We start from the raw sequence: 25963 nt of genomic DNA on the forward strand, positions 1-25963 counted from the left end.
TCACAGTCCGAAACCGTGTCGGGCCGCCATCACGGCGGCCCAGCCGATGACAAGCAGGGTAAGGCCGGGAAAGCGTAGCGCGACGACGAAAGCGACCGCCATGGCGAACCTGATATCCCAGCCGCCATAGACGAAGGACGGCGCGACCAGCGTGGTCAGGACGGCGGCGGGCACCGCGTTCAGAGCCGATTCCACCCGCGACGGGATGCGTTTCATTCCGGTCATCAGCAGATAGCCGCCGACGCGGGTCATGTAGGTCGCGAGCGCGGCGACGAGGATGAGGAGAGCCGTGTTGGCGTCTATCGCCAGCATGTTTGCATTGCCTTCCATCTCACATCGCCTCCTTTTCCAGCGTCGAGACATCCGGTTCCTTCTCGGGTCCCTTCGGCGGTGGAAGGACGGCGGCAACGAGAATGCCGAGTGCCGCCCCTATGCTGATATGCCAGGGGGAACCGACGAGCTTGAAGGAAAGGACGGAGCCTGCCGCACCCGCCAGCATGACGGGCAGGAAATTGTGACGGCTGCGAAAGCCCATGGTCAGGCCGAGAAAATAGATCGGCAGCAGTACATCGATACCAAGCGCTTTCGGATCGCCGATCATGCGGCCGAAAAATGCGCCGATGACGGTGTTGGCGACCCACGCGATCCAGACGACGCCGCCCATGGCGATATACCAGCGAAATGTCACCGGCTTGCCGGCATCGCCACGCTTGATGGTTTCGGCGAATTGCGGATCGACGAGGAGAAAGAAGGACAGGAAGCGGCGCAGCGGCGGGAAACGCCCAAGGACGCCCGCAAGTGCGGCCGAATAGAGAACGTGGCGGAAATTGACCGCAAGCACCGAAAGCACAATGATCCAGGCCGCGACGTGCTGGCCGAACAGCTCGATGCCGACCAGCTGGCTTGCGCCGCCATAGACGAGTGCGCTCATCAATGCCGCTTCCGTAAGGCTGAAGCCGTTATCGACCGCAATCGCGCCGAAGAGGATGCCAAAAGGAGCCGAGGAAAGGGCGACGACGAAGCCCTTCTTCAATCCGTCTTTTAGCTGTTCTGTCTTGTCCATGGTGGTGCCGTCCTGCGTGATCCGTGTCGCGGCCGGCCTTTTCGTCGCCAAGGCCCGTCTCTTGTGGCGCGTTTAGGCGCAATGGCGGGTGCTGACAAACGAATTGCGTTTATTCAACCATCTATTTCAATGAACTATCCGCTCAATGGCGATCTGGGCCGCAGCCATTCGGGTTCAGTCGCGCAGGATATCCGCGCTGGCGACGATGGCGATGTCGCGGGCTTTCATTTCGCCAATGGCGTCTGTGACACCTTGCGGGGAGATGCCGCGGCTGGCATCGGTGACGAAGCGGACCTTTATCTCCGGCAGCATTTCGCGGGCATCGAGCGCGGAGAACTTTACGCAGTAATCGGTTGCCAGGCCACAGACATCCAGCTCGGTGACACGTTGTGCCTTGAGATAACCGGCAAGGCCGGTCAGGGCGGCGTGGTCGTTGTCGCGAAAGGCCGAATAGCTGTCGACGGCGGGGTTCTCGCCCTTCTGCTGGATGTAGTCTATCGCGTCCGTATCGAGATCGGGGTGAAACTCCGCATCGGCCGTACCCTGAACGCAGTGATCCGGCCACATGACCTGCGGCTCGCCGGAAAGCTCGCCCATGTCGAAGGGCTGCTTGCCGGAATGTTGTGACGCGAAGCTGCCGTGGTTGGCGGGGTGCCAGTCCTGAGAGGCGACGATGACGTCGTAACCGCCTTCGCGGATCAGCCTGTTGGCGACCTCGACTACGGCTGCTCCATCCGGAACCGCCAGGTTTCCGCCGGGGCAGAACCCGTTCTGGATATCGACCAAAAGAAGCGCCTTCATCTAACTCTCCAATGACAATCGGGGGAGAATGCCAAGGTCAGGTCGACCGATCAAGAAAAAATCCTGAGCCAATTCATAGCTATAATCGATAGAATTGTGTTTATCTAAATTAGAAATAGCTTATTAAGTATGTTGCGAAATGATCTCCCTATCCGAAGTTGAGGGGGTATCATGAAACGCCTTGCAATGCCTGCGGCCCTGCTGCCGGTCACGTTGATCTTGAGCCTTTACGGCTCTGCCGCGCATGCCCAGTCGGCACCTCTCGTGAATGTCTGTTCGGGACTGAGTGTCGATATTCCGGCGCTGCAGCCGCTTGCCGACGGGCTTGGTGGCATACTTGGCATCATCGGTCTCGACCTGACCGGATTGCTGAACGGTCAGACAGTCGGTGTGAACGTGCTCGATGACGACGGCAATCTGGTTTCGACGACCGACTGCGGGGTGACCGCGGATTCGATCGAAATCGAGGACCTTCGAGGCATATCGATGGGCGGCGGTACGCTGACTGGCCTCGGCGGTGCCGGCAATGCCGCCTCGGTGGCGGGAGAGGTAAATTCGGTGGCCATCGGCAATGGCGCCGTCACCAGCGTTGCGGCGACCAATGCGGTGGCTCTCGGCCTGCGTGGCACGGTGACGGCCGCGAATGGCGTGGCGCTTGGCGCGGACACGACCGTCAGCGCTGTCGGCGGTGTGGCGCTCGGCTCCGGTGCCGTGGCGAACCGCTCCGGGATGAATGGCGCTACCGAACTGTTTTCCGGAACGGCCGTCGCCTCGACCGCCGGGGCTCTGTCGATCGGCATTGCCGGTTCGGAGCGGCAGATCACCAATGTAGCCGGCGGCACCGCCGATACGGACGCGGTCAATGTGCGGCAGTTGCGGGCCGTGCAGACGACGATGTCGACCAATCTCGACGATGTGGCGGATGCGCTCGGCGGCGGCGCGACCTATAATGCGACGACCAATGTCTTCAACGGGCCGAGCTACACGCTGCGCGGCAATACCTATACCAATGTCGGTACGGCGATCGCGGCGCTCAACTCCTTTATCGGCGGTGCCGGAACCAACGGAGCGCTTGCTGCCAACAATACGAGCGGCCTGTCGGATGCGGTTGCCGCCGGCGCGGATGCGACCGCCGTCGGCTATGGTTCGAGTGCCGCGCATGCCAACAGCACGGCGATCGGCCGGGGGGCCGCGACCACGCGGGCGGGGCAGGTGATGATCGGCACCGCGAGCAACACCTATACGATGCCGGGCGTCAATTCCGCCGCAAGCCGTGCGGCGCAGAGTGGCCCGACGCGTATCCTGACAGCGGACGCCGCCGGCAATATCGCCACCGCCGATATCGACATCAACGGGCTGCGCTCCGACATTTCCGGTCTGCGGAAGGAGTCGCGACAGGGCATTGCGGCGGCGATGGCGATGACGCCGGCGCCCAAGCCGTCGGCGCCTGGCAAGACGTCCTGGGCGACCAATGTCTCGACCTATGAGGGCGAGGTGGCGACCAGTTTCGCCGTCGCCCACATGCTCGATACCGAATATCCGGTCGTCGTCGATGCCTCGCTCGGATACTCGCCGGGCGGCTCGGCCGGCGTGCGCGTCGGCGTTGCCGGAGAATTCTGAGCGGGCAGATTACATCCTTCCCCCCGGCCGGCCCGGTCCCCCTACCGTGCCGGCTTGTTCCACCCCGCGCCCCCATCGCGGGGTGGAATGCTTTCAAATTGCAGCTCCATAGATGAAAATGTCTGCACCAAGTGCCTTTTGTAGAATGATTTCCCGCCTGCTGCATTCATGTTGAAATGCGGTTTCTCGCCATGCATGCTCGCGATCTCTAAGTGAGGGCGTAAATAAGGAGCATTCTTCCATGTCAGTTTCGTCCACGCTCGGGGCGGGCGCCAAGTCCGTTCCGCCGCTCGGCACACCGGGTCTTCTCTCGCTCGTCATCCTCGTTCTCGGCACCGTCGTGCTGGGCGCGATCTATGGTGCGGCTCATGGCGCGCTGTTTTTGATCGGCGGTGCGCTCGGTATCTCGCTCTATCACGCGGCCTTCGGCTTTACCTCCGCATGGCGCGTGTTCATTGCCGAGGGGCGCGGTCGCGGCCTGCGGGTGCAGATGATCCTGCTGGCGCTTGCCGTCATCCTGTTTTTCCCGGCGCTGTCCTCGGGCGTGCTGTTCGGCAATGAGGTGCGCGGCAATGTTTCGCCCGCCGGCATAGGCGTCATCGCCGGTGCCTTCATGTTCGGCATCGGCATGCAGCTCGGCGGCGGTTGCGCCTCCGGCACGCTGTTTACCGCCGGCGGCGGCAATGCACGCATGCTGATCACGCTGCTATTCTTCGTCATCGGGTCGCTGCTCGGAACGATCAATTTCGACTGGTGGCTGAGCCTGCCGTCGCTTCCGCCGACCGCATTGTTCCAGACTTTCGGCGCATTCGGCGGCATTGCTGTTTCGCTGGCGATCTTCGGTGCGATTGCCGCGATCACGGTCGTGGTGGAAAAGAAGCGCAACGGCGCGCTGGAGCAGGCGCCGCCTTCGCCTCGGCATGGTTTCGCCCGTTACCTGCGCGGCCCGTGGCCGCTCGTCTTCGGGGCGATCGCACTCGTCATCCTCAATTTCGCGACGCTGGCGATCGCCGGTCGTCCCTGGGGGGTGACGTCGGCCTTCGCGCTGTGGGGTGCAAAGGGTGCGCAGCTGATCGGCATCGATCCGACCGCATGGTCCTACTGGCAGCAGCCGGGTAATGCCCGCGCCTTGCAGCAGAGCGTTTTTGCCGATGTCACCTCGGTGATGGATTTCGGCATCATTGCCGGTGCAATGCTTGCGGCGGCTCTTGCCGGAAAGTTCGCACCCAACTTCAACATCCCGCGCCGTTCCATCCTGGCGGCGGTGGTCGGCGGCCTGCTGCTCGGCTATGGTGCCCGCATCGCCTATGGTTGCAATATCGGCGCCTATTTCTCCGGCATCGCATCTGGCAGCCTGCATGGTTATCTATGGGCCGTGGCGGCCTTCGCCGGCAATGTCATCGGCGTGAAATTCCGTCCGTGGTTCTTCGAAGAAGGGCGCTCGATCCGTCGCATGGATGGCTAAAGCACTTCGCGATCTTTCAGATTCGCTTGCCGTGCTTTAGCTCCTTGTTTTCGCGCATGTCTTTATCCCGAAACCGGTGACCACTTTCGGGAGACATGCTGTAGGCTAAGGTCCCCATGGTTAATTACGGAGGTCGCGGTCAACGCGGCCTCTTTTCATTTCAGCCCCATTTCGCACGCCGTGCCGAGGGTGGTCGTCCCTATAATTCCGGCGGTTTGGTTGAAAATCGCGCTTTTTGTCGCTAAACAGCAACAGTCGCATGCTTGACCTGCCTTAATTGCGAAGGGCTTGAAACACAGGCTTGCCGCATTTCGGTTAAACTTCCGACGGCATGCGCTTTTATGAGCACCTTCGAAACTGATCGGGGCGGCGTAAAGATATTGGTTACCATAATCGTTCATTCTCTCATCCAGTCGCAAAGCGGATTCGAGCCGGAAATGTGCATTTCCATCGGCTGCTTCGGACTGGAAGGCGACACGTCGGGTTTTGTGTTCGCGGTAAAGAGTAACGGTTCGGGTAACGAGTAATGGCGCGTAGGGTCGACACCTCCACGAAACGCAATCCCATGTCGGTAAAGCCGGCCAAGCGAAAGCGCGGCCGCTCCGTCGTGGCCAATCTGGCGCTCGGTTTCGGCCTCACGGTTGCCGCCCTGTTCGGCGCTTCCGTGGTGACGGTGGCCACTGCGGTGAAGCCCACCAAGGATGTAAAATTCCAGACGGCACTGCTGACGCCGGTCCAGACACGCGATCATTTCGAGATTGCCGCAGTCGACCGCTCGCTCGACGTCTCCAAATTCTCCAGACTTCCCGGCAGTGTTCCGGCGCAGCCTAAGGCTGGCCGCTTGGCAGGTGCGCAGGTTGCAGCGCTTGCGGCCATGCGTCCGGAGGCGACGACTGTTCGTGAGGCTCTGCATCATGCGATGAACACGGCCGCGCGGCATGCAGAACGCGAGGAACAGTTTGCCGCTCTGGCCACCCGCCGGCCGACGGGCGATGCGATCCGCACCATTCTCCAACCTGCCATGCAGGATCTTGTCGTCGTGGCGCCGCGTGGCGACAGCGTCATGCCCGACCTCATTCAGGATGCCGAAAACGTTGCAAGTGTTGCCCAGCTTCAGGACATGAAGCCTGTCGAAATGGCTGCTCTCGAAGAGGCCGACGGTAACGAGCCGGAAGAGCTGGCAAAGGAAATTGCGCTCGCGCCGTCCGTTGCCGACGCCTATGCCCTGCCGTCCGCCGGTCCGCTGCCGGTCTTGCGTCCGGCCGCCGGCACCCGTGGTGACGATGCCAAGCCCACCGAGCGCGGCAATGCGCTGGCGGCGATTGCCGCCGTCGCACCACAAAAGCCTGGCCGCAGCAGCGATGACGACAAGCCGACCGCGCTTGCCTTTGCCAAGCCGAACAACCCTATGCGCGAAGAGCCAGCCTCGCCTGCACCGGGCGCGCCGAACTGGCCGGGTATCGGCTCCAAGGTTGCAATCTACGACATCACCAACGGCGTCGTTCACATGCCGGACGGTACGAAGCTCGAAGCCCATTCCGGCATCGGCGAAATGCGCGACAACCCGAAATACACGCATGTGAAGATGCGCGGCCCGACGCCGCCCGGCACCTACAAGCTTTCCATGCGCGAGAAGCTGTTCCACGGGGTTGCGGCGATCCGTTTGACCTCGGTCGACGGCAAGCATCCGCAGAACCGTACCGGGCTTCTGGCGCACAGCTATCTCCTGCGCGTCAGGGGCGACAGCCACGGCTGCGTTGCCTTTGCCCAGTACGACAAGTTTCTCAAGGCATTCCAGCGCGGCCAGATCACTCACATGGTCATCGTGCCGAAGTGGGATGGCAGACGGCCGGGTGGTTCCGGTGGCGGGTTCCTGGCCAAACTCTTCAATAACAACGACGCATAAGCAGCGACAAAAAAACGGAGCCGGTTGGCTCCGTTTTCCGTTGGATGCTCAGCTCGATTCGCTCAGCCCAGCGTATTGCGCACTGCGCGCAAAAAGACCCTTGCGCCGATCGGGATGAGGTCGTCGGGAAAGTCATAGTTGGGATTATGCGGGGCAGGGTGGTTTTCGCCGGCGCCAAGGAACAGCATGGCGGATTTCGATACGGCGCCGAAGCGACCGAAATCCTCCGAGGCGCGAAATCCTTCACCCGGCTCATGGCTGACGCCTTCGTCATCCAGGGCGGCCCGCAGGATATCGGCTGCAGCGGCGTCGTTTATGCAGTGGCCGAATATTTCCTGATATTCGATGGCGAGCGACAGGCCGCTTTCGGCGGCCGCCTTGCGTGCCATCGCCTCCGCCTGTTCGACCAGTGCTGCCATCTGGTCGTCCGTGGAGGTGCGCAGTGTCGCCCAGATTTCTCCATGCGCCGGCGAGACGCCGACGGTCGGCTCGCCGATCGCCGCGTGGGTGACGGTGGCACGCACGAGATTGCCCTCCGGCACGGTGCCAGCGGAAAGCGCATTCAACGCCGGCATCAGCTTTGCCACCGCGGTGACGGGCGAGGTGCCGGTTTCCGGATAGGCGGCATGGGCCGTCTTGCCGGTCAGGATGATCTTAATGCCGCGCGAGGCGCAGTTGGCCGGGCCATCCTTCAGCCAGACATGGCCAAAGGGAACGCCGGGCATATTATGCTGCGACAGACTGAAATCCGGTGTCAGGGCCTCGAACTTCTCATCGGCGATCACCGCTGCCGCGCCAGCGCCGTTTTCTTCCGCCGGCTGGAAAAGCAGGATGGCGCGGCCGCTTTTCGGCCGTTGGCGTCCGAGTGCTCGACCGACGGCGGCGAGCGTCGCCATATGGCCGTCGTGACCGCACATGTGGCTCTTGCCCGGTATCTTCGACCTGTAGTCGGGGGCGCCCAGTTCCTCGATCGGCAGGGCATCGAGCTCGGCGCGGATCATCACGGTCCTGCCGGGGTGGCCGCTGTCATAGACGACCGCAACGCCCGTTCCGCCAAGCCCCTCGACAATCGTATCCGGCCCAGTCTCGCGCATGAAGCGCACGACCTCGCGCGCCGTCTCCACTTCCTCGCCGGAAATTTCCGGCATGGTGTGAAGATGACGGCGCCAGGCTGTGGTTTCGATGATGTCGTGGTTGGTGAGGGACATGCGGCTTTTCATCCTGCTTGAATGGGAGCCGCATTTTGCCGAAATGCGGCAACTCGTCTGTTTACTCGAGGCCGTGACTATTGATGTCGGTGCTCACACCTTCTCCACAAACCCGTCCAGCACCCGCTTCTGCCCGGCGCGGTCGAATTCGATCGTCAGCTTGTTGCCTTCGATGGCCGTAATGTTGCCGTTGCCGAATTTCTGGTGGAAGACGCGATCGCCGGCTGTAAATTTCGAGGGTGTCGTGGCCACCGATTTGGCCACCAGTTCGCCGTCGATCGTGCGGCCGCGCGGGCCGCTTTCGCCGTAGCCGATGCGTTCCACCGCATGGCCGGAGCGCGAGCCCCAGTTGTCGCGGGTGGCGTCGGTCTTGTTGGCCTGGGCGCGTTTCCAGCCGGGGGTGGAATAGGAGTTGGCAAACGGATCGGCCTTGTCGAAACGCGACTGGCCATAGCCGCCGCGTCCGCCATAGCCGCCATAGCTGGACGAATCCGAGGCCGCGACATCGACATGGCTCGGCGGCAGTTCGTCGAGGAAGCGCGATGGCATGGTCGATTGCCAGAGGCCGTGAATGCGGCGGTTGGAGACGAACCAGATATGGCAGCGGTGTTTCGCACGGGTGATGCCGACATAGGCGAGGCGGCGTTCCTCCTCCAGCCCCGAGCGACCGCCCTCGTCCAGCGCGCGCTGGTGAGGAAACAGGCCTTCCTCCCAGCCGGGCAGGAAGACCGTGTCGAATTCCAGTCCCTTTGCCGAATGCAGCGTCATGATCGAGACGGCGTCGAGGTTCTCGTTGGTCTCCGCGTCCATGACCAGCGAGACGTGTTCGAGAAAGCCGCGCATGCTTTCGAACTGCTCCATCGAGCGGATCAGTTCCTTCAGGTTGTCGAGGCGGCCCGGTGCTTCGGCCGACTTGTCGTTCTTCCACATGTCGGTATAGCCGGCCTCTTCGAGGATCTGTTCGGCGAGTTCCGTATGGGGAATCGATTCAAGGCGTTCCTGCCAGTTGCTGAAGTTCTGGATAACATCGAAAAGCGCCTTGCGCGCCTTCGGCTTCAATTCGTCGGTCTCGATGATGTCGGCTGCGGCCTGCAGCATCGGGATGTCGCGGGCGCGGGCATAGTCGTGCAGGTACCGGACTGTGGTGTCGCCCAGTCCACGCTTCGGCGTGTTGATGATGCGCTCGAAGGCCAGGTCGTCGGCCGGCTGGCAGACGAGGCGGAAATAGGCCATCGCATCACGGATTTCGAGCCGCTCGTAGAAGCGCGGGCCGCCGATGACGCGGTAGTTCAGGCCGAGTGTGACGAAGCGGTCTTCGAACTCGCGCATCTGAAAGGAGGCGCGGACAAGGATCGCCATGTCGTTCAGCGCATGCTTCTTGCCGTCGTTGTCGCCTCGCTGCAAGCGCTCGATTTCCTCGCCGACGGCGCGGGCCTCCTCTTCCGAGTCCCATGCCGCATGGACGATGACCTTCTCGTCGTCGGGATCGGCGCGGTCGGTGAACAGCGTCTTGCCGAGGCGGCCTTCGTTATGGGCGATGAGGTGGCCGGCGGCGCCGAGGATGTGTTCGGTGGAGCGGTAATTGCGCTCGAGCTTGATCACCTTGGCGCCCGGGAAATCCTTCTCGAAACGCAGGATGTTGTCGACTTCGGCACCGCGCCAGCCATAGATCGACTGGTCGTCGTCGCCGACGCAGCAGACGTTCTGCGGCACGCCCTTGGGACGCTGGGCGAGCAGCCGCAGCCACATATACTGGGCCGTGTTGGTGTCCTGATATTCGTCGACGAGGATGTAGCGGAATTTCTGGTGGTATTCCTTCAGCAGATCCGGCGTCTTGCGGAATATGGATATCGGATGCAGCAGGAGATCGCCGAAGTCGCAGGCGTTGAGCGTGCGCAGACGGGCCTGATAGGCGGCATAGAGTTCGCGGCCCTTGCCGTTGGCAAAGGCGCGGGCATCGCCTTCCGCGATGTCGGGCGGCAGCAGACCCTTGTTCTTCCAGCCGTCGATCATGCCGGCGAACTGCTTGGCCGGCCAGCGCTTGTCGTCCAGGCCTTCGGCCTGGATCAGCTGTTTGATCAGGCGGATGACGTCGTCCGTATCGAGAATGGTGAAATCAGACCGCAGGCCGACGAGTTCGGCATGGCGGCGCGTGATCTTGACGCCGATCGAGTGGAAAGTGCCGAGCCAGGGCATGCCTTCGACCGCGCCGCCGACGAGCACGCCGATGCGTTCCTTCATCTCGCGCGCGGCCTTGTTGGTGAAGGTCACGGCAAGGATCTGGCTCGGATAGGCGCGGTTCGTTTCGAGAATATGGGCGATGCGGGTGGTCAATACCCTTGTCTTGCCGGTGCCGGCGCCGGCCAGCACGAGAACGGGGCCGTCCAGCGTTTCGACGGCTTCGCGCTGTTCCGGGTTGAGGCCGGTCAGATAATCCGGGGCAGGGCGCGCACCGTCGCGCGCCGCCATGGCGCGGGCGGCGATACCGAGACCGCTGCCATTCGAGCCGCCATCGGCACCGAACTGGCGGGCGGGCTCCGTTTGCGGGCGCGTGGCCGGTGTCTGCCGCTTGCGGGGCGCGTGGTCCGGCTCTTCATCGAAGAACGGGATATCGTCGAAACTGTTACTCATGCCGCCAATGTAGTGATTCGAGGCCGAAAGGCCAGAAGCTGTTCACTTTTCATTCCTGTCTTCTGTGGGCTATCGCCTGAAAGTCTTTGCACCGTGCCCGCCCGGGTTTGTCCCCAGGCTCTGACATCTGCGTGAAATGGCGTGAGGTTACAATTCGGTAAGGTGGATCGTCCGGCCATTGCACGTTGCAAGGGAAACGAGGATACTTCCTTTCGAAATATTCAGTCTGTTGGGAGAAACTATGCGGATCTGGGGCCAGCTTCTTCTTTCGGTGGCGGTTTTGCTTGGAGGCCTGTGTCTCTGGGTCTATCTTTCTGCCGATGCCGGCCGGTCGCTGATTTCCATGGGCGCGCCCGCAAACGTCGTATCCGCGATCAACGCCCGGTCTATCGAACCGGTTTCAGCCACCGTTGCCGGCAGCGAAGGGGCCGTCTCTGCGGCCGGTGGTCAGTCCGCGCAAAACAGTGCCGAACGTCAGGCCGTTCTGGTCGCAACCCGTCCGGTCAGCACCGGCGTGGTGAACGACCGGCTCTCTGCCATCGGCGACGGCGAGGCGATCCAGTCCGTCATCGTGATGCCGCAGGCGACCGGCACGATCAACGAAATCATGGTGAAGTCCGGCGACCGGGTGAAAAAGGGGCAGATCCTAGCGCAGCTCGACGACGACGAGCAGATCATCCTGCGTGACCAGGCCCAGGTCCTGTTGCGCAGCGCCCGAGAAAAAGCCGACAGCTATGCGACCTTGAAGAGCTTTTCGAGGCTGGAAGTGCTCGATGCGCAGATCGCCAAGGAAACCGCGCAGCTTGCCGTCACCAATGCCGAGCTGGCCCTGAAGCGCCGTTCCGTCGTCGCGCCGATCGAAGGTATCGTCGGCATCGTCGCCATCAATATCGGCGATAACGTCACGACCACGAGCAACGTTGTGACGATCGACAACCGTTCGGAACTGCTGGTCGACTTCTGGGCGCCGGAACGCTTCGCCGTTCAGGTCAAGGCCGGCATGCCGGTCGAGGCAACCTCGGTTTCGCGCCCCGGCAGCAGCTATCAGGGATCGGTCGAGGCCGTAGACAACCGCGTCGATCCGGCAAGCCGCACGATCCGCATTCGCGCCAAGATACCCAACGGCAGCGATGAACTGCGCGCCGGCATGTCCTTCGGCGTGACCATGCGCTTCCCCGGCGAGACCTATCCGACCGTCGATCCGCTCGCCGTCCAGTGGGATGCCCAGGGCTCCTTCGTCTGGCGCATCGAGGATCACAAGTCTGTGAAAGTTCGTGTTCGGGTCATCCAGCGCAATCCCGACGCCATTCTCGTCGCCGCCGAGCTGAACGATGGCGATGCTGTTGCGACCGAAGGGCTGCAGCGTGTGCGTGAAGGCGGCAATGTCCGCATTGCCGGTGAAAAGCCGCCGGAGGTCGCCAGCCGATGACGATGGATCACAGCGGCCAGAACGAGGGTAACAGCCAGGTACGTGCCGCCGGCGCGGGCGGCAAGCAGAGCTTTACGGCACTCTTCGTCCGCCGCCCGATCCTTGCCGCAGTGATCAATACGCTGCTCGTCGTCGCCGGTCTTGCGGCGCTGGTCGGCGTGGAAGTGCGCGAGCTGCCGGATGTCGACCAGCCTGTGATCACCATCCGCACCACCTATGACGGTGCCTCCGCTCAGACGATGGACCAGGAGGTCACCGACATCATCGAGGGTGCGGTTGCGCGCGTCAGCGGGCTGAAGACGGTTTCGTCCGAATCGCAGTTCGGCCAGAGCCGGGTAACGCTCGAGTTCAACGACACCGCCGACCTTGCGGTGGCCGCCAACGATGTGCGCGATGCACTCGGGCGCGTGACGAACCAGTTGCCGGAGGATGTCGACGAGCCGCGCATCATTAAGGCCGACAGCGACAGCCAGCCGATAATGCGCCTCGCCGTGACCTCCTCGACCATGTCGATGGAAGACCTGACGCTTTTGGTGGAAAACGAGGTCTCCGATCGTCTGGCATCGGTCGATGGCGTGGCGGATGTCGAGCTTTACGGCGACCAGGAAAAAGTCTTTCGCGTCGACGTCAATCAGGTGGCGCTTGCCAGCCGCGGGCTGACGATCGCCGATCTTTCCAATGCGCTCGACACCGCATCGCTGGATGTGCCTGCCGGCTCGCTGGAATCCTCGACGCAGGATATCGTCGTGCGGGCCACCGCCAGCCTGACCAAGCCGGAGGATTTCGAGAACGTCCTGCTGGGCGACAATGTGCGTCTGCGCGACGTCGCGACCGTTATGCTCGGCCCGGATGACGGCACCACGGCGCTGCGCTCCAACGGGGTGCAGGGTGTCGGTCTCGGCGTGCTGCGTCAGGCGCAGTCGAACACGCTGAGCATTTCCGAGGGTGTCCGTACCGCTGTTGCAGACCTGCAGGCATCGTTGCCGGAAGGCACGAAAATCGCCATTACCAGTGACGATGCCGTGTTCATCCAGGGCGCGCTGCACGAGGTCGAGATCGCGCTGGCGCTGTCGGGCACGATCGTCGTTCTGGTCATCTTCCTCTTCCTGCGTGATTGGAAGGCGACGCTCATTCCGGCGCTGACCATGCCGGTAGCGCTGATCGGCACGCTGGTGGCGATCTATCTCGTCGGCTTCTCGATAAACATCCTGACGCTTCTGGCGATCGTTCTTGCCACCGGTCTTGTGGTCGATGACGCGATCGTCGTGCTGGAAAACATCGTCCGGCGACGGGCGGAAGGCATGGGACCGCGTGCGGCGGCCGTGCTCGGTACGCAGGAAGTGTTCTTTGCTGTTCTGGCGACGACGGCGACACTTGCCGCCGTCTTCATCCCGCTTTCCTTCCTGCCCGGCCAGATGGGCGGCCTGTTCCGCGAATTCGGCTTCGTGCTCGCCTTCGCCGTGGCGCTGTCCTCGGTTACGGCTCTGACGCTCTGCCCGATGCTGGCATCGCGCATGCTGACGAAACCGATCAAGGAGAAGCAGGACGGCCTGCTGGGCCGCTTCGGCACGCTGTTCGCCAATTTCTACCGGGTGACGCTGCACGCCTGTCTCGGTGCACCGGCGGTGGTCGTCATCGTCGCCATCCTGTTCGGCGGTGCCGGTTACATGGCGTTCAAGACGGTGAAGAGCGAGCTGACGCCGCCGGAAGACCGCGCCATGGTCTTCCTGCGCGCCTCTGCGCCGGAGGGCATCAGCCTGCAATATATGCGCGACAAGCTGCAGCAGGTGGAAGAAAAGCTGCAGCCGCTGGTCGACAATGGCGAGATCCGCAATCTCTACTCGATCTCCGGCCAGGGTGGTGCGACCAACAACGGCTTCATGGTCATCACGCTTGCGCCTTGGTCGGAGCGTGACCGCAGCCAGGCGGATATCGTCAAGGACATCAATGCGGCGACCGCCACCGTGCCGGCGCTGCGTGCCTTTGCCTCGCAGCAGAACAGCCTGCGTATTCGTGGCGCCGGCAACGGGCTGCAGATGGCGATGGTCGGGACCAACCACGAGCAGCTGACCGATGCGACGATGAAGCTGGTCGATGCTCTGCGCGATACCGGGCTTTTCGATACGCCGCGCCTCAACAACGAGCCGACGCAGGCGCAGATCTTCGTTTCGGTCAATCGCGAGCGCGCCTCCGATCTCGGCATCGACATCACCAATCTCGGCACCTCGCTGCAGTCGCTGCTGGAAGGGCGCTCGGTGGTCGACGTCTTCGTCGACGGCGAGGCGATCCCGGTCAAGCTGACCTCCACCACACGGCCGATCGACGACCCAACGGATCTGGAAAACATCTTCCTGAAAGCCAAGGACGGCCGGATGGTGCCGTTGTCGACGGTGGCGACGCTGGAGGAAAAAGCCGTTCCGCCGCGTCTCAGCCGCGAACAGAGGCTTGCGGCCGTATCCTTCTCTGCTGGTCTGAGGGACGGTGTTTCGCTTGGCCAGGCCGTGCAGGTCGCGACCGAACTGGCGCAGCCGATTCTGCCGCAGGGTTCGCGCCTGATCCCGCTTGCCGAGGCTGCGACGCTGCAGGAAAATTCGAGCGGCATGGCGCTGACGTTCGGCTTTGCCATCGCCATCATCTTCCTGGTTCTTGCCGCGCAGTTCGAGAGCGTTCTTTCGTCGATCATCATCATGTCGACGGTGCCGCTCGGGCTTGCCTGCGCCGCCTTTGCGCTGGTGCTGACCGGATCTAGCCTCAACGTTTACAGCCAGATCGGGCTTGTGCTGCTTGTCGGGGTCATGGCGAAGAACGGTATCCTGATCGTCGAGTTCGCCAACCATCTGCGCAATGAAGGCGCCAATTGCCGCGAGGCGATCGAGCGAGCCTGTGCGTTGCGCCTGCGCCCGGTGATGATGACGATGATCGCCACCGTCATCGGCGGCGTGCCGCTGGTTCTGGCGCAGGGCGCCGGTGCCGAGGCACGTATCGCGCTCGGCTGGGTGATTGTCGGCGGCCTCGGTCTGGCGACCGTGGTGACGCTCTATATCACGCCGGTCGCCTATCTGCTTCTCGCGCGCTTCTCCAAGCCGCATGCGCATGAAGAGGCGCGGCTGCATGATGAACTGGAAAGCGCCCGCAAGGGCCGCGCCAACGACCAGAAAGAGCCGCCTTTGATGGCTGCCGAATGAGCGTGGTTCGACAGCTGCCGGAAGGACGTGACGGATAGGCCTGTTTCGGCTGGACAAACAATGCCTTGTCTCCTAACCAATCTCCAAGCAAATGCGCAGGAGTTTGGTTATGGCAATTCGGGATGTTCAGCCGGGACAACGCAATGAGGCGGGTATCGCAACCGTCCTCGGGATCTTGAAACAGGCATTCGGCGACCGTTTCCAAACCGGCCAGGCCTTTCGCGAGCAGCATGCGCACACCACCACCTATCTGCCGGCGCAGCTGCCGGATGGCGTCGTCTTCGTCGAAACGAGCCAAGATGTTCAGGCCGTCGTCAAGGCCTGTGCCGCACACAAGGTTCCGGTCGTTGCCTTCGGCGTCGGGTCGTCGCTGGAAGGCCAGGTGAATGCGCCTTCCGGCGGCATATCGGTCGATTTTTCACGAATGAACAAGGTGCTCAGCATCAGTCCCGAGGATCTCGATGTAACCGTCGAGCCGGGCATTACCCGTGAGGAGCTGAATACCGAACTGCGTGCGACGGGTCTGTTCTTCCCGATCGATCCGGGTGCCAATGCCACGATCGGCGGCATGGCGTCGACCCGCGCATCCGGCACCAACGCCGTGCGCTACGGCACGATGAAGGACAACGTGCTGGCGCTGACCGTGGTGACGGCCAATGGCGAGGAGGTGCGCACCGCCCGCCGCGCCAGGAAATCTTCGGCAGGCTATGACCTGACACGGCTTTTCGTCGGCGCTGAAGGGACGCTTGGCCTTATTACCTCGGTGACGCTGAAGCTTCAGGGGATTCCGGAAAAGATCGGCGGCGGGGTATGCGCCTTCGAGACGGTCGAGGACGCCTGCAACGCGGTCATCATGACCATCCAGATGGGCATTCCGGTGGCGCGTATCGAGCTGCTCGACGATGTGCAGATCAAGGCCTGCAATGCCTATTCCTACCTTTCCTACCCTGAAAAACCGACGCTTTTCCTCGAATTCCACGGCACTGAGGATACGGTGCGCATCCAGTCGGAACAGTTCGCCGAGATCGCGGCGGAATGCGGCGGTGACGAATTCCAGTGGACGGCCAATGCCGAGGAGCGCACCAAGCTATGGAACGCGCGCCACAACGCCTATTGGGCCGGCCGCGCGCTCGACCCGTCGCTGAACGGCCTGTCGACCGATGTCTGCGTGCCGATCTCACGGCTTGCGGAGTGCGTGGCGGAGACGCAGGCGGATATCCGCGAGGCGGGGCTTCTGGCGCCGATCGTCGGCCATGCTGGCGACGGCAATTTCCACGTTCTCGTGCTGTTTGACGACAAGGACCCGGCATCGGTCGCCAATGTCGAGGCCTTTACCGCACGGCTCAGCCGCCGCGCGCTGGCCATGGACGGTACCTGCACGGGCGAACATGGCGTGGGGCAGGGCAAGATGTCCTATCTCGACGAGGAGCTTGGCGGCACGGTTGATCTGATGCGCTCGATCAAGACCAGCCTCGATCCCGACAACATCTTCAATCCGGGCAAGATTTTCCGGCTGGCAAAGGCGTGACTTGAACGTCGCCGCCGATGGTCTAAGCTTGACGCTATAAAGGAGATCGGACTGTGTTCGGACGCGTAATGGTAGCAATCGGCGGCGCGATCGTGCTGGTGCTCTTCGGGGCGCTGCTGGCGCCTTACATCGTCGATTGGTCCAGTTTTCGCGTCGAGTTCGAACAGCAGGCAAGCCGGGTGCTGGGCAAGAAGGTCTCGGTGCATGGCGAGGTCGATGCGCGTATCCTGCCGTTCCCCTCGATCACGCTGCATGACGTGCGGGTGGGCCAGGATGTCGATGGCCAGCCGCAGGCGCAGATCGCGCGGTTTTCCATGGACATGGAGCTTGCGCCGTTCATGTCCGGCGAGGCCCGCATCTTCGACATGCGCGTCGAGGAACCCAGGCTGCGCGTCCGCGTGCTGAAGGACGGCACGCTCGACTGGATGCGTGGCAGCCGGCCGGCGATCCCGACACGCATCGTCGTGATCGAAGACGTTCATGTCAGCGGCGGCCAGATCTCCGTCATCGACGAACAATCGGGACGTTCGCGCGATATTGCCGGGCTTTCGGCGGAAATGTCGGCTGCGTCACTCTTCGGTCCATGGCGAGCCGAGGGCAATGCGACACTCGACGGACAGGAGGCCCGTTTCAGCCTTGCGACAGGGACCGGAAACACACAGGCTAGAAGCCTGCCGCTGCGATTGCGGCTGTGGCCGGATGACGAGCCCGTCGAGGTCAACCTCGAGGGCAATCTCGCATTTATCGACAATGTCCCGACCTATAGCGGCAGTTTCGCAGCAAACCTCCTCGATGAGGAGGACGAGACCGAGCCGGTCAACGCGCCGCCGCCAAGGCCGCGGATGAAGGGCAGTTTCGAGCTGACCAACGACCGCATTCGCGTGGCGGACTACCGGCTGGAAGTCGGTGCCCTGGACGATCCCTATGTCGTTACCGGCGAGGCGACGCTCGATACCGGTGCGCGCTCGGAATTCCTGCTGACCGCCGAAGGTCAGCAGATCGATGTCAACCGGCTGGGGCCACAGGGCACGAACGGCAAGACAGGCCGCGATGGCGCAGCGTCGGCACAAAGGCGCCTGCAGGCATTCGTCGAAATGGCCGCGTCGATCCCTATTCCGCAGGTGCCGGGCCGGGCGAGCCTCAAGCTGCCGGCCGTGGTTCTCAACGATACGACGATCCGAGATATCCAGCTCGACGTCCGACCGGCAGGTGACGGCTGGACGGTCGACAGCGCCATCGCGACGCTTCCGGGGCGCACGCGGATGGAAGCGAAGGGCGCGCTGGTGCTGCAGGATGCCCCGTCCTTCAAGGGCAACATGCTGTTTGCCTCGACTCAACCGTCGGGGCTCGCCGACTGGCTCTCCGGCAATGTCGACCCCGCCATCCGGCAGCTGCGCACGGCGGGATTTTCCGCGAAGGTGGACCTGACGACCACGGTGCAGCGGTTCGACGACCTAGAACTGGGGATCGGTGGCGCAACGCTGAAAGGCAGTCTGGTGCGGCAATCACAAGCTGCACAGGCTCCGGGATTGGCCGTCGAACTTTCGGGTGACGAGATCGATCTCGACGCGATGCGGGCGCTTGCCTCTCTCGTGACCGGCGAAGATGCCGGGCGCAGCGTTCTCGATCACCGGCTCGAGGCAAATCTGAAGGCGCAGCGTGTCACGGCATTCGGTGTTGCGGCAGAGACGGTCGACACACGCTTCACACTGGATGGCGGCGTGCTGTCACTGTCTCGCCTGTCGATCGGCGACGTCGCGGGGGCGCAGATTTCCGCAGAGGGGCGGCTGGAAGGCTCGATGCTTGCCTATCAGGGGACTGCCGACGTGGCTTTGCGTGCGGCGGATGCCGGCGATTTTCTAGCGATGTTGAGGCGGCAATTGCCGTCCCATCCGGCTCTCGACAGGCTGGCGGCGAATGCCGGGTTTTATGCCGACACGACGCTCGACGCCAAAATCCGGTTTGGCGAGGGCGGCAGCGGCGCTTCGGCCGAGATCGCAGGGTCCATCAATGGAAGCGCTGTGCGGGCCTCGGTCGATCTGCCGACCGTGTTCGACCTGACCGGCGAGGACGCGCTTTCGCTTTCGGCAACGCTTGAGAACCCGCAATCGCAGATCCTGCTCGGTCAAGCCGGCGTCGAAATCCTGCCCTTCGGCGGTGATGGCGCGGGCTCGCTGTCGCTGGATATGAAACAGTCGGCGGGGCAGCCGGCGCAGACGCGGCTGAACTTCAAGACCGAGCGGAGCGAGCTTTCGGCGAGCGCGGATATAGCGCTTGGCGCCGACCGCTTCGGCGAAGGGCGGGGGCATGTGTCGCTTCGCAGCCAGGACATCGAGCCCTATCTGCTGTTGACCGGTATCGGCATCCCGCAATTCGGCGCAGGCCTGCCGCTCACGGTCGAGAGCGATTTTGCCGTTTCTTCGGGGGTGATCGAACTGATGGCGCTGCAGGGGCAGGCGGATGGAAACGGGTTCGAAGGCGGCCTGTCGATCGATCGCGCCAGCCCGAACCTGAAGGCGCAGGGCGCGATCCGTCTCGACAGTGCCGATCTGGCGTGGTTCGGCGAGGCCGTCTTCGGTCCCCTGACCGATCCGGCGACCGGCGCACCTTCGGAGGCGGACCTTGCCCTGCCTGTCTTCGGCGAGAGCGATGTCGCGCTCGATGTGAGAGCGGCCGAGTTTAGTGCCGGCGCGCTTGGCACGGTAGCCAATTTCTCGGCAAAGCTCGCGCATCGCGGCGGGTCGATCTCGATTGAGGATATGTCCGGCGACTGGCGAGGCGGCAGGCTCGGCGGTCGGCTGACAATGACCAATGCCGGCGGCACGGGCATTCTGCAGAGCAGGATACGTGCCGAAAACGCGGATCTCGCGTCACTGGTCTGGAGCCGGGACGGACGGCCGGTGGCAACCGGACGGGTGACGCTCGAAGCTTCGGCCGAGGCGAGCGGTGGCAGTGCGCGCGAATTGATCGGCGCACTGACCGGGTCAGGCGCTCTTTCGCTTTCGGATGTCAGGATCGATGGCCTCAATCCCGCGCTCCTCACCGGCCTGATGACGGCAGTGGATGGTGCAGGGCGTAAGGTTGCCGATACCGATATTGCCGGCATGGCCTCGCAGCGGGTTCATGACGGCTCGATCGAGCTTGGTGACGTGGACGTGCCCTTCACCCTCACCAGCGGCGAGCTTCGGGTGCAGGAGGCGAGGGCGCGTGCCGGGGGCGTGTCCCTTTCCGTGGAAGGGATCGCCGATCTGGCGGATGATGCGCTCAGCGGGACGCTGGCCCTGACCTATGATGCCGGTGACGAAGCCGTGGCGGGTGGCGATGCGACCGTGCGGCTCGTCTATTCCGGCGACAGGACGCAACCCAATGAGCGGGTGGATGCGGCACCGATGGCAAATTTCCTCACCATGCGCGCCTATGAACAGGAGCGTCGGCGGGTGGAAATGCTGCAATCGAGCGTGCTGGAAAAGCAGCGCCTGCGCCGCGACGTGGCGCTCTACAATTTTCGGGCTGTCGAACGCGAGGCCGAGACGGCGCGCAAAGCGGCGGAAGACGAGCGCGCGCGCCAAGCGATCATCGAGGCGGCAAGGGCCGCCGACGAGGAGCGTCGGCGCGAGGCAAACCAACTGCGTCTGGATGTACCCGCAGGCGACAGCTATCTGACGCCACCTAGCATGGGGCAGGACAATCCGTTCGATCCCGGCAGCCTTCCGGGCGTCAGTCAGTGATGCTTACCCGATAGGGTGACGCTTCCCAGATAGGGGGCGATGTGGGCGTTAGGGATCTATCGCCGGAAATCAGGGAATGACTCGGCTACTGCGAAACGGCAGCGCCGCCGCCGGCTGCCAGTTGCGCCTTGAGATAGCAGAGGACGTGCACGCGAAGGGCGGAGGAAAGGTTGCTTTCCGATTCGCGCTCGTCGTCTATTTCGGTAATGAGACCGGCGAGGCTCATGCCTTTCGCCTTGGCGATCACCTTCAGTTCGGACCAGAATTCGTCTTCCAGCGAAAAGCTGGTGCGATGTCCGTGCAGGGTCGCAGAATGCTTGTGTATCAAGTGTGGCTCCGTGATCATCATGACCATGGGCCTCTATACAGTGGGTGGATCGGATCGCGTCAAGCGACCCAAAGAGGCACAGGTAACGAGGTCTTAATGTCCACTCAGTCTGGGTCTTTCTGAGACTTCTCCAGCCGCCCCTGATCGAGCAGCCGCGCTGCCTTGTCATTCAGGGCCTCGGTCATGTCCTTTTCCGATTTGGTGCGGCCATGGGTCAGGCGGTTCTGTTCGGCGCGCTTTTCCTTCTCGTCGCGCGCCTTCACCTTGCGGAACTGCCTGAGATTGACGACGTCGCCCATGGCTGTGGTGCCTATCGGTTTGCGGCCTACTGCTTCTTGCGGAAGGAATCGAGCGAGACGACCGAGCCTTCCTTCTTCTCTTCGCCGGCATCCTTGGCGGCTTCAGCCGGCTTCGGCGTCGCGTCGACCGGGATTGCGGTGATTTCGGCGGAGGTTTCCTCTTCCTCCTCGGACAGCGGAACCTCGAATTCGAGTTCGAAATTCACCGAAGGGTCGTAGAAGCCGCGGATGGCGTTGAACGGAATGACCAGGCGTTCCGGTGTGTCGGAGAAGGACAGGCCGATCTCGAACTGTGTTTCGGTGATCTTCAGGTCCCAGAACTGGTGCTGGACCACGATCGTCATCTGCTCGGCGTATTTCGCCTTGAGGTGCTGCGAGATGCGCACACCCGGTGCGCCGGTCAGGAAGGTGATGAAGAAATGATGATCGCCCGGCAGTCGGCCGGTCGCTGCGACCTCCGTGAGGACCTTGCGGATGACGCCCCGAAGCGCATCCTGTGCCAGAATATCGTAACGGATGTGATCCTGAGCCATGCGGTCCTGTCTTTCCCTGTTCGTCTTTTAGTAAGACGCGTTATGCCATGCCATCCCCGCGTGCGAAAGAGCCGCCCTGTCGAGTCAGATGACAATTGTATTCCAGCGGCGAGGGAAGGTGAAGGCTTCTGTTGCCAGGTGCCTTCGGACCCCGCCTTACGGGGCTAACCGTAAGGACTTAGAGCGGAATTCCCGCACCGCCATTAGGCAGCGAGAGCGTATTCCTTAGCGTTGTTGTCGTTTGCAACTACACTTGTGACCCGATAACGGCGGTATCATGCCGAGCAAAAGTTCGATCTTTACACCCTTGTCGATCCTATTTCGCCCCCATCACAATCAGGCCTGATCATGCCGGATTGTGGTGGAGGCGCCGGGTACCGCCCCCGGGTCCAATAGGTTTATTACACCGACCGTTTATCGCCATATCCGGACCGAAGTCCGGCACGGGTGATATAGGTGTTCGCGGGCGAATTGAAAAGGGGCCTTGTCATATTGGCGCGACGATCGTGAAAAGACGGGGGAAAGCGGCTCCGCGTCACCGGTAGGTGATTGGTGGCGGGCGCCCGTGCTACTATATCCAACCGGAATTCCAGAATCGGCGGCCTGACCCATGAAACAGTATCTCGACCTTCTTCGGCATGTGATGGAAACCGGCAGCGATCGCGGTGATCGGACCGGAACCGGCACCCGCTCGGTCTTCGGCCACCAGATGCGCTTCGACCTGTCGCAAGGGTTTCCCGTTCTGACGACGAAGAAGCTGCATCTGCGCTCCATCATCGTCGAGCTTTTGTGGTTCCTGCGCGGCGACACGAATATTGCCTACCTCAAGGAAAACGGCGTTTCCATCTGGAACGAATGGGCCGACGAGAAGGGCGATCTGGGGCCTGTCTACGGCTACCAGTGGCGCTCGTGGCCAAACCCGGATGGCGGCCATGTCGACCAGATCGTGCAGCTGATCGAGGGATTGAAGACCAATCCGAACTCCCGCCGCCACATCGTGTCGGCCTGGAACCCGGCACAGGTCGACGACATGGCGCTGCCGCCGTGCCATTGCCTGTTCCAGTTCTATGTCGCCGACGGCAAGCTTTCCTGCCAGCTCTATCAGCGTTCGGCCGATATCTTTCTGGGCGTTCCCTTCAATATCGCATCCTATGCGTTGCTGACGATGATGGTGGCGCAGGTGACGGGGCTGGAGCCTGGCGAATTCGTTCATACGCTTGGCGACGCGCATATCTATGCCAACCATGTGGAGCAGGCGACGCTGCAGATGACGCGCGAGCCGAAGCCGCTGCCGGTGATGAAGATCAATCCCGAGGTCAGGGACATATTCTCCTTCAAGCTCGAGGATTTCGAATTGCAGGATTATGTCGCCGATCCGCATATCAAGGCGCCGGTGGCCGTGTAATGGCGGGTGTTCCTCTCGCCATCTTTGTCGCAGTCTCGCGCAATGGCGTCATCGGCCGCGATGGCGACATGCCCTGGCGGCTGTCGACCGATCTCAAGCGTTTCAAGGCAATGACGCTCGGCAAGCCGATGATCGTCGGGCGCAAGACGCTGCAGAGCTTTGGCGGCAAACCTTTGCCGGGCAGACCGCATGTGGTGGTGACGCGGGATGCGTCGCTCACGGTCGACGGCGTACAGATTGCGGGATCGTTGGGCGAGGCTGTGGAGAAGGCGCAGGTGCTGGCGGTCGAGACGGGAGCTGAGGAAATCGGCATTCTCGGCGGCGGCGAGATCTACCGGCAGTCGATCGATCTTGCCGACGTGCTTTACGTGACGCATGTCGAAGCCGATATCGCTGACGGCGATACGGTGTTTCCGCAGATCGATCCGGCACAGTTCGAGAAACTGTCCGAGGTGGCGTTTCCGGCTGGCGAAAAGGACAGCTTCGCCACGCGTTTCACCGTTTATCGTCGAAAAACCGCGGCAAACTGAAACAATTCGTTACCGTTGACCTGGAAGTTATTGAACGCGCGTTGAAAGCGCTGCTTCCGATACCTATAACGGGCGGTAACACCCGTTGCACTTCGAAAAGTTGAGCGGCGGGCAAGGGAGACACTTACAAAGAGGTTTTGATGCCCTGGAGCAATCAGAATGGCGGCGGCGGCCCATGGGGCGGCGGCGGCGGAGGCGGCAACAATCAAGGTGGGCCCTGGGGGCAGGGACCGAACCGCCCGCGTGGCGGTGGCGGTAACGGGGGTGGCAATGGCGGCCCTCCGGACATCGAGGACATCATTCGCCGCAGCCAGGACAGGTTGAAGGGCTTCATGCCGGGCGGATTCAATGGCGGCGCGATCGGCATTCTCGCCGTCGTGGTTCTCGCCTTCATCGCATTTCAGTCCATCTACACGGTCCAGCCAGACGAGCGCGGCGTCGAACTTCGGTTCGGCAAGCCGAAGGATGAAGTCTCTATGCCGGGCCTGCACTTCCACCTCTGGCCGATCGAAACGGTCGAGATCGTCAAGGTCACCGAGCAGCAGCAGAATATCGGTGCGCCGCGCGGCGCCACGTCGAATGCCGGCTGGATGCTGACGGGCGACCAGAACATCGTCAACGTGCAGTTTTCGGTTCTCTTCACCGTGACCGATCCGCAGGCGTTCCTCTTCAACCTGGATACGCCGACATCGACATTGCAGCAGGTTGCCGAAAGCGCCATGCGCGAAGTCGTCGGTCGCCGTCCGGCACAGGATATTTTCCGCGACAACCGCGAGCAGATCTCCACCGAAGTGCGCAACATCATCCAGGGCACGATGGACACCTACGGCTCCGGCCTTTCCATCAACGCCGTTCCAATCGAGGATGCAGCACCGCCGCGCGAAGTGGCCGACGCATTCGAAGAAGTGCAGCGCGCCGAGCAGGACGAGGATCGCTTCGTCGAGGAAGCCAACCAGTACGCCAACCAGCGTCTCGGTCAGGCCCGCGGTCAGGCCGCCCAGGTCCGCGAAGAGGCATCCGCCTACAAGGATCGCGTCGTCAACGAGGCTCAGGGTGAAGCGCAGCGCTTCGTCTCGATCTACACCGAATATGCCAATGCGCCCGACGTTACCCGTCGCCGCCTCTTCCTTGAAACGATGGAAACCGTGTTGAAATCGTCCAACAAGATCATCATGGATGGCCAGCAGCAGGGGGCGGTTCCTTATCTTCCGCTCAATGAAATGTTGCGCAATCCGAATGCACAGCAGCAGGGAGGCAGCCGATGAACTCGAACCGTCTGCCCGCCATACTCATCGGTCTTGGCGTCCTTCTCTTCATCGTCTACTCGTCAGTCTTCGTCGTGAACGAACGCGAGCAGGCAATCGTCGTCCGCTTCGGTGAAATCCAGGACGTCAAGCAGGAGCCGGGCATCTACTTCAAGCTGCCCTTCGCCTTCATGGATGCCGACCGCGTCCAGTATGTCGAGGACCGCGCTCTCCGTTTCGACCTCGACAACATTCGTGTCCAGGTGCGTGGCGGTGCGTTCTATGAGGTCGATGCCTTCGTGGTCTACGCAATCAACGACCCGCGGCGCTTCCGCGAAACCGTCTCGGGTGATCGGGAATCGGCCGAAGCGCGTCTGAGCACGCGTCTCGACGCAGCCCTGCGTCGCGTTTACGGTCTGCGTGATTTCAGCGTCGCTCTTTCGGACGAACGCGTCTCGATGATGCAGGAAGTTCGCGCCGACCTGAACGGTGCTGCCGAAACGCTGGGTCTGACGATCCGTGACGTGCGTATTCGTCGTACCGACCTGACGCAGGAAGTCTCGCAGCAGACCTTCCAGCGCATGCGGGCCGAGCGTCTGGCCGAGGCCGAGCTGATCCGCGCACGCGGTAACGAGCAGGGCCAGCGCCGTCGCGCCATCGCCGACCGTCAGGTTGTCGAGCTGGTTTCGGAAGCCCAGAGGGATTCGGAAATCCTGCGCGGTGAAGGCGACGCGGAACGCAACCGCATCTTCGCCGGCGCGTTCCAGCGCGATCCGAGCTTCTTCGAGTTCTATCGCTCGATGCGCGCCTATGTGGCGTCGATGGCCGATAGCAACACGACGATGGTTCTGTCGCCGGATTCGGAGTTCTTCAAGTTCTTCCAGACACCGGACGGGACAACGCCTGCTGCACCGCCAGCTGGCCAGCCGGTTCCGGCCAACTGATCGGCGACTTCGCCAAACGATAGGGAAAGAGCGGCTTCGGCCGCTCTTTCTGTTTGGGGCGAATTTATCGGGGTGCAATGCCGGGCTCTCACGAAAAGGTAATTTCCCGCCGACGC

Annotated in this window: 19 protein-coding genes and 1 other RNA gene; 11 read left to right on the forward strand and 9 right to left on the reverse strand. The window is 62.4% G+C overall.

What is annotated here, in order from left to right:
* The 3 genes from AC0JZ4_RS12835 to pncA all read right to left on the reverse strand — a co-directional run bounded on the left by AC0JZ4_RS12835 (window position 1) and on the right by pncA (window position 1864).
* Window positions 1-330: an AzlD family protein gene (locus AC0JZ4_RS12835; protein WP_471886758.1), complete on the reverse strand. Its 330-nt coding sequence runs from the start codon at window positions 328-330 to the stop codon at window positions 1-3.
* 1 nt (window position 331) lies between these two features.
* Complete coding sequence (locus tag AC0JZ4_RS12840) at window positions 332-1063, reverse strand: AzlC family ABC transporter permease (RefSeq protein WP_471887882.1); 732 nt, start codon at window positions 1061-1063, stop codon at window positions 332-334.
* 174 nt (window positions 1064-1237) lie between these two features.
* On the reverse strand, window positions 1238-1864 hold the full coding sequence (gene pncA, locus AC0JZ4_RS12845; RefSeq protein WP_471886759.1) for a bifunctional nicotinamidase/pyrazinamidase: 627 nt from the start codon (window positions 1862-1864) through the stop codon (window positions 1238-1240).
* Between the two features lie 171 nt (window positions 1865-2035).
* On the opposite strand from pncA, the gene AC0JZ4_RS12850 reads away from it, so the two are divergent.
* The 3 genes from AC0JZ4_RS12850 (at window position 2036) to AC0JZ4_RS12860 (ending at window position 6855) form a co-directional block, all read left to right on the forward strand.
* Window positions 2036-3484, forward strand: a complete 1449-nt coding sequence (locus AC0JZ4_RS12850; protein WP_471886760.1) for a hypothetical protein — start codon at window positions 2036-2038, stop codon at window positions 3482-3484.
* A 241-nt stretch (window positions 3485-3725) separates the two neighbouring features.
* Complete coding sequence (locus AC0JZ4_RS12855; protein ID WP_471886761.1) at window positions 3726-4949, forward strand: YeeE/YedE family protein; 1224 nt, start codon at window positions 3726-3728, stop codon at window positions 4947-4949.
* Between the two features lie 526 nt (window positions 4950-5475).
* Window positions 5476-6855, forward strand: a complete 1380-nt coding sequence (locus tag AC0JZ4_RS12860; RefSeq protein WP_471886762.1) for a DUF2778 domain-containing protein — start codon at window positions 5476-5478, stop codon at window positions 6853-6855.
* Window positions 6856-6917: 62 nt separating this feature from the next.
* Here the strand turns inward: AC0JZ4_RS12860 and AC0JZ4_RS12865 are convergent, their stop codons facing one another.
* Both AC0JZ4_RS12865 and AC0JZ4_RS12870 read right to left on the reverse strand, forming a co-directional pair.
* A complete protein-coding gene (locus AC0JZ4_RS12865; protein WP_471886763.1) occupies window positions 6918-8063 on the reverse strand; it encodes an amidohydrolase in 1146 nt (381 codons plus the stop codon).
* 93 nt (window positions 8064-8156) lie between these two features.
* The gene (locus tag AC0JZ4_RS12870; protein WP_471886764.1) at window positions 8157-10694 is read right to left on the reverse strand and encodes an ATP-dependent helicase; all 2538 of its coding nucleotides are present in this window, start codon (window positions 10692-10694) and stop codon (window positions 8157-8159) included.
* A 241-nt stretch (window positions 10695-10935) separates the two neighbouring features.
* Between AC0JZ4_RS12870 and AC0JZ4_RS12875 the strand changes: the two genes are divergently transcribed.
* From AC0JZ4_RS12875 to AC0JZ4_RS12890, 4 genes are all read left to right on the forward strand, one after another.
* Window positions 10936-12123: an efflux RND transporter periplasmic adaptor subunit gene (locus tag AC0JZ4_RS12875; protein ID WP_471886765.1), complete on the forward strand. Its 1188-nt coding sequence runs from the start codon at window positions 10936-10938 to the stop codon at window positions 12121-12123.
* A 2-nt stretch (window positions 12124-12125) separates the two neighbouring features.
* Window positions 12126-15308 (forward strand): efflux RND transporter permease subunit, encoded by a 3183-nt coding sequence (locus AC0JZ4_RS12880; protein ID WP_471887883.1) that lies wholly within the window; start codon window positions 12126-12128, stop codon window positions 15306-15308.
* A 109-nt stretch (window positions 15309-15417) separates the two neighbouring features.
* Window positions 15418-16836, forward strand: coding sequence for an FAD-binding oxidoreductase (locus AC0JZ4_RS12885; RefSeq protein WP_471886766.1), 1419 nt, complete (start codon window positions 15418-15420; stop codon window positions 16834-16836).
* Between the two features lie 53 nt (window positions 16837-16889).
* Window positions 16890-20564 (forward strand): AsmA family protein, encoded by a 3675-nt coding sequence (locus AC0JZ4_RS12890; RefSeq protein WP_471886767.1) that lies wholly within the window; start codon window positions 16890-16892, stop codon window positions 20562-20564.
* Between the two features lie 85 nt (window positions 20565-20649).
* Here AC0JZ4_RS12890 and AC0JZ4_RS12895 read toward each other — a convergent pair whose 3' ends face one another.
* The 4 genes from AC0JZ4_RS12895 to ssrA form a co-directional block, all read right to left on the reverse strand.
* Window positions 20650-20892, reverse strand: a complete 243-nt coding sequence (locus AC0JZ4_RS12895; protein ID WP_471886768.1) for a ribbon-helix-helix domain-containing protein — start codon at window positions 20890-20892, stop codon at window positions 20650-20652.
* A gap of 104 nt (window positions 20893-20996) precedes the next feature.
* Entirely contained in the window at window positions 20997-21191 is a 195-nt protein-coding gene (locus tag AC0JZ4_RS12900) for a DUF4169 family protein (RefSeq protein ID WP_471886769.1), read from the reverse strand.
* 26 nt (window positions 21192-21217) lie between these two features.
* Window positions 21218-21724: an SspB family protein gene (locus AC0JZ4_RS12905; RefSeq protein ID WP_471886770.1), complete on the reverse strand. Its 507-nt coding sequence runs from the start codon at window positions 21722-21724 to the stop codon at window positions 21218-21220.
* A gap of 117 nt (window positions 21725-21841) precedes the next feature.
* Window positions 21842-22206, reverse strand: a transfer-messenger RNA (tmRNA) gene (ssrA, locus tag AC0JZ4_RS12910).
* A 128-nt stretch (window positions 22207-22334) separates the two neighbouring features.
* Here ssrA and AC0JZ4_RS12915 point away from each other — a divergent pair.
* From AC0JZ4_RS12915 to hflC, 4 genes are all read left to right on the forward strand, one after another.
* On the forward strand, window positions 22335-23129 hold the full coding sequence (locus AC0JZ4_RS12915; protein ID WP_471886771.1) for a thymidylate synthase: 795 nt from the start codon (window positions 22335-22337) through the stop codon (window positions 23127-23129).
* Entirely contained in the window at window positions 23129-23659 is a 531-nt protein-coding gene (locus AC0JZ4_RS12920) for a dihydrofolate reductase (protein WP_471886772.1), read from the forward strand. Before AC0JZ4_RS12915 ends, AC0JZ4_RS12920 begins: the two co-directional genes overlap by 1 nt.
* Window positions 23660-23799: 140 nt before the next feature.
* Window positions 23800-24924 (forward strand): FtsH protease activity modulator HflK, encoded by a 1125-nt coding sequence (gene hflK / locus AC0JZ4_RS12925; protein WP_471886773.1) that lies wholly within the window; start codon window positions 23800-23802, stop codon window positions 24922-24924.
* On the forward strand, window positions 24921-25847 hold the full coding sequence (gene hflC / locus AC0JZ4_RS12930) for a protease modulator HflC (protein ID WP_471886774.1): 927 nt from the start codon (window positions 24921-24923) through the stop codon (window positions 25845-25847). Before hflK ends, hflC begins: the two co-directional genes overlap by 4 nt.
* Window positions 25848-25963: the final 116 nt, after the last annotated feature.

The organism is [Rhizobium] kunmingense, from assembly GCF_977018605.1.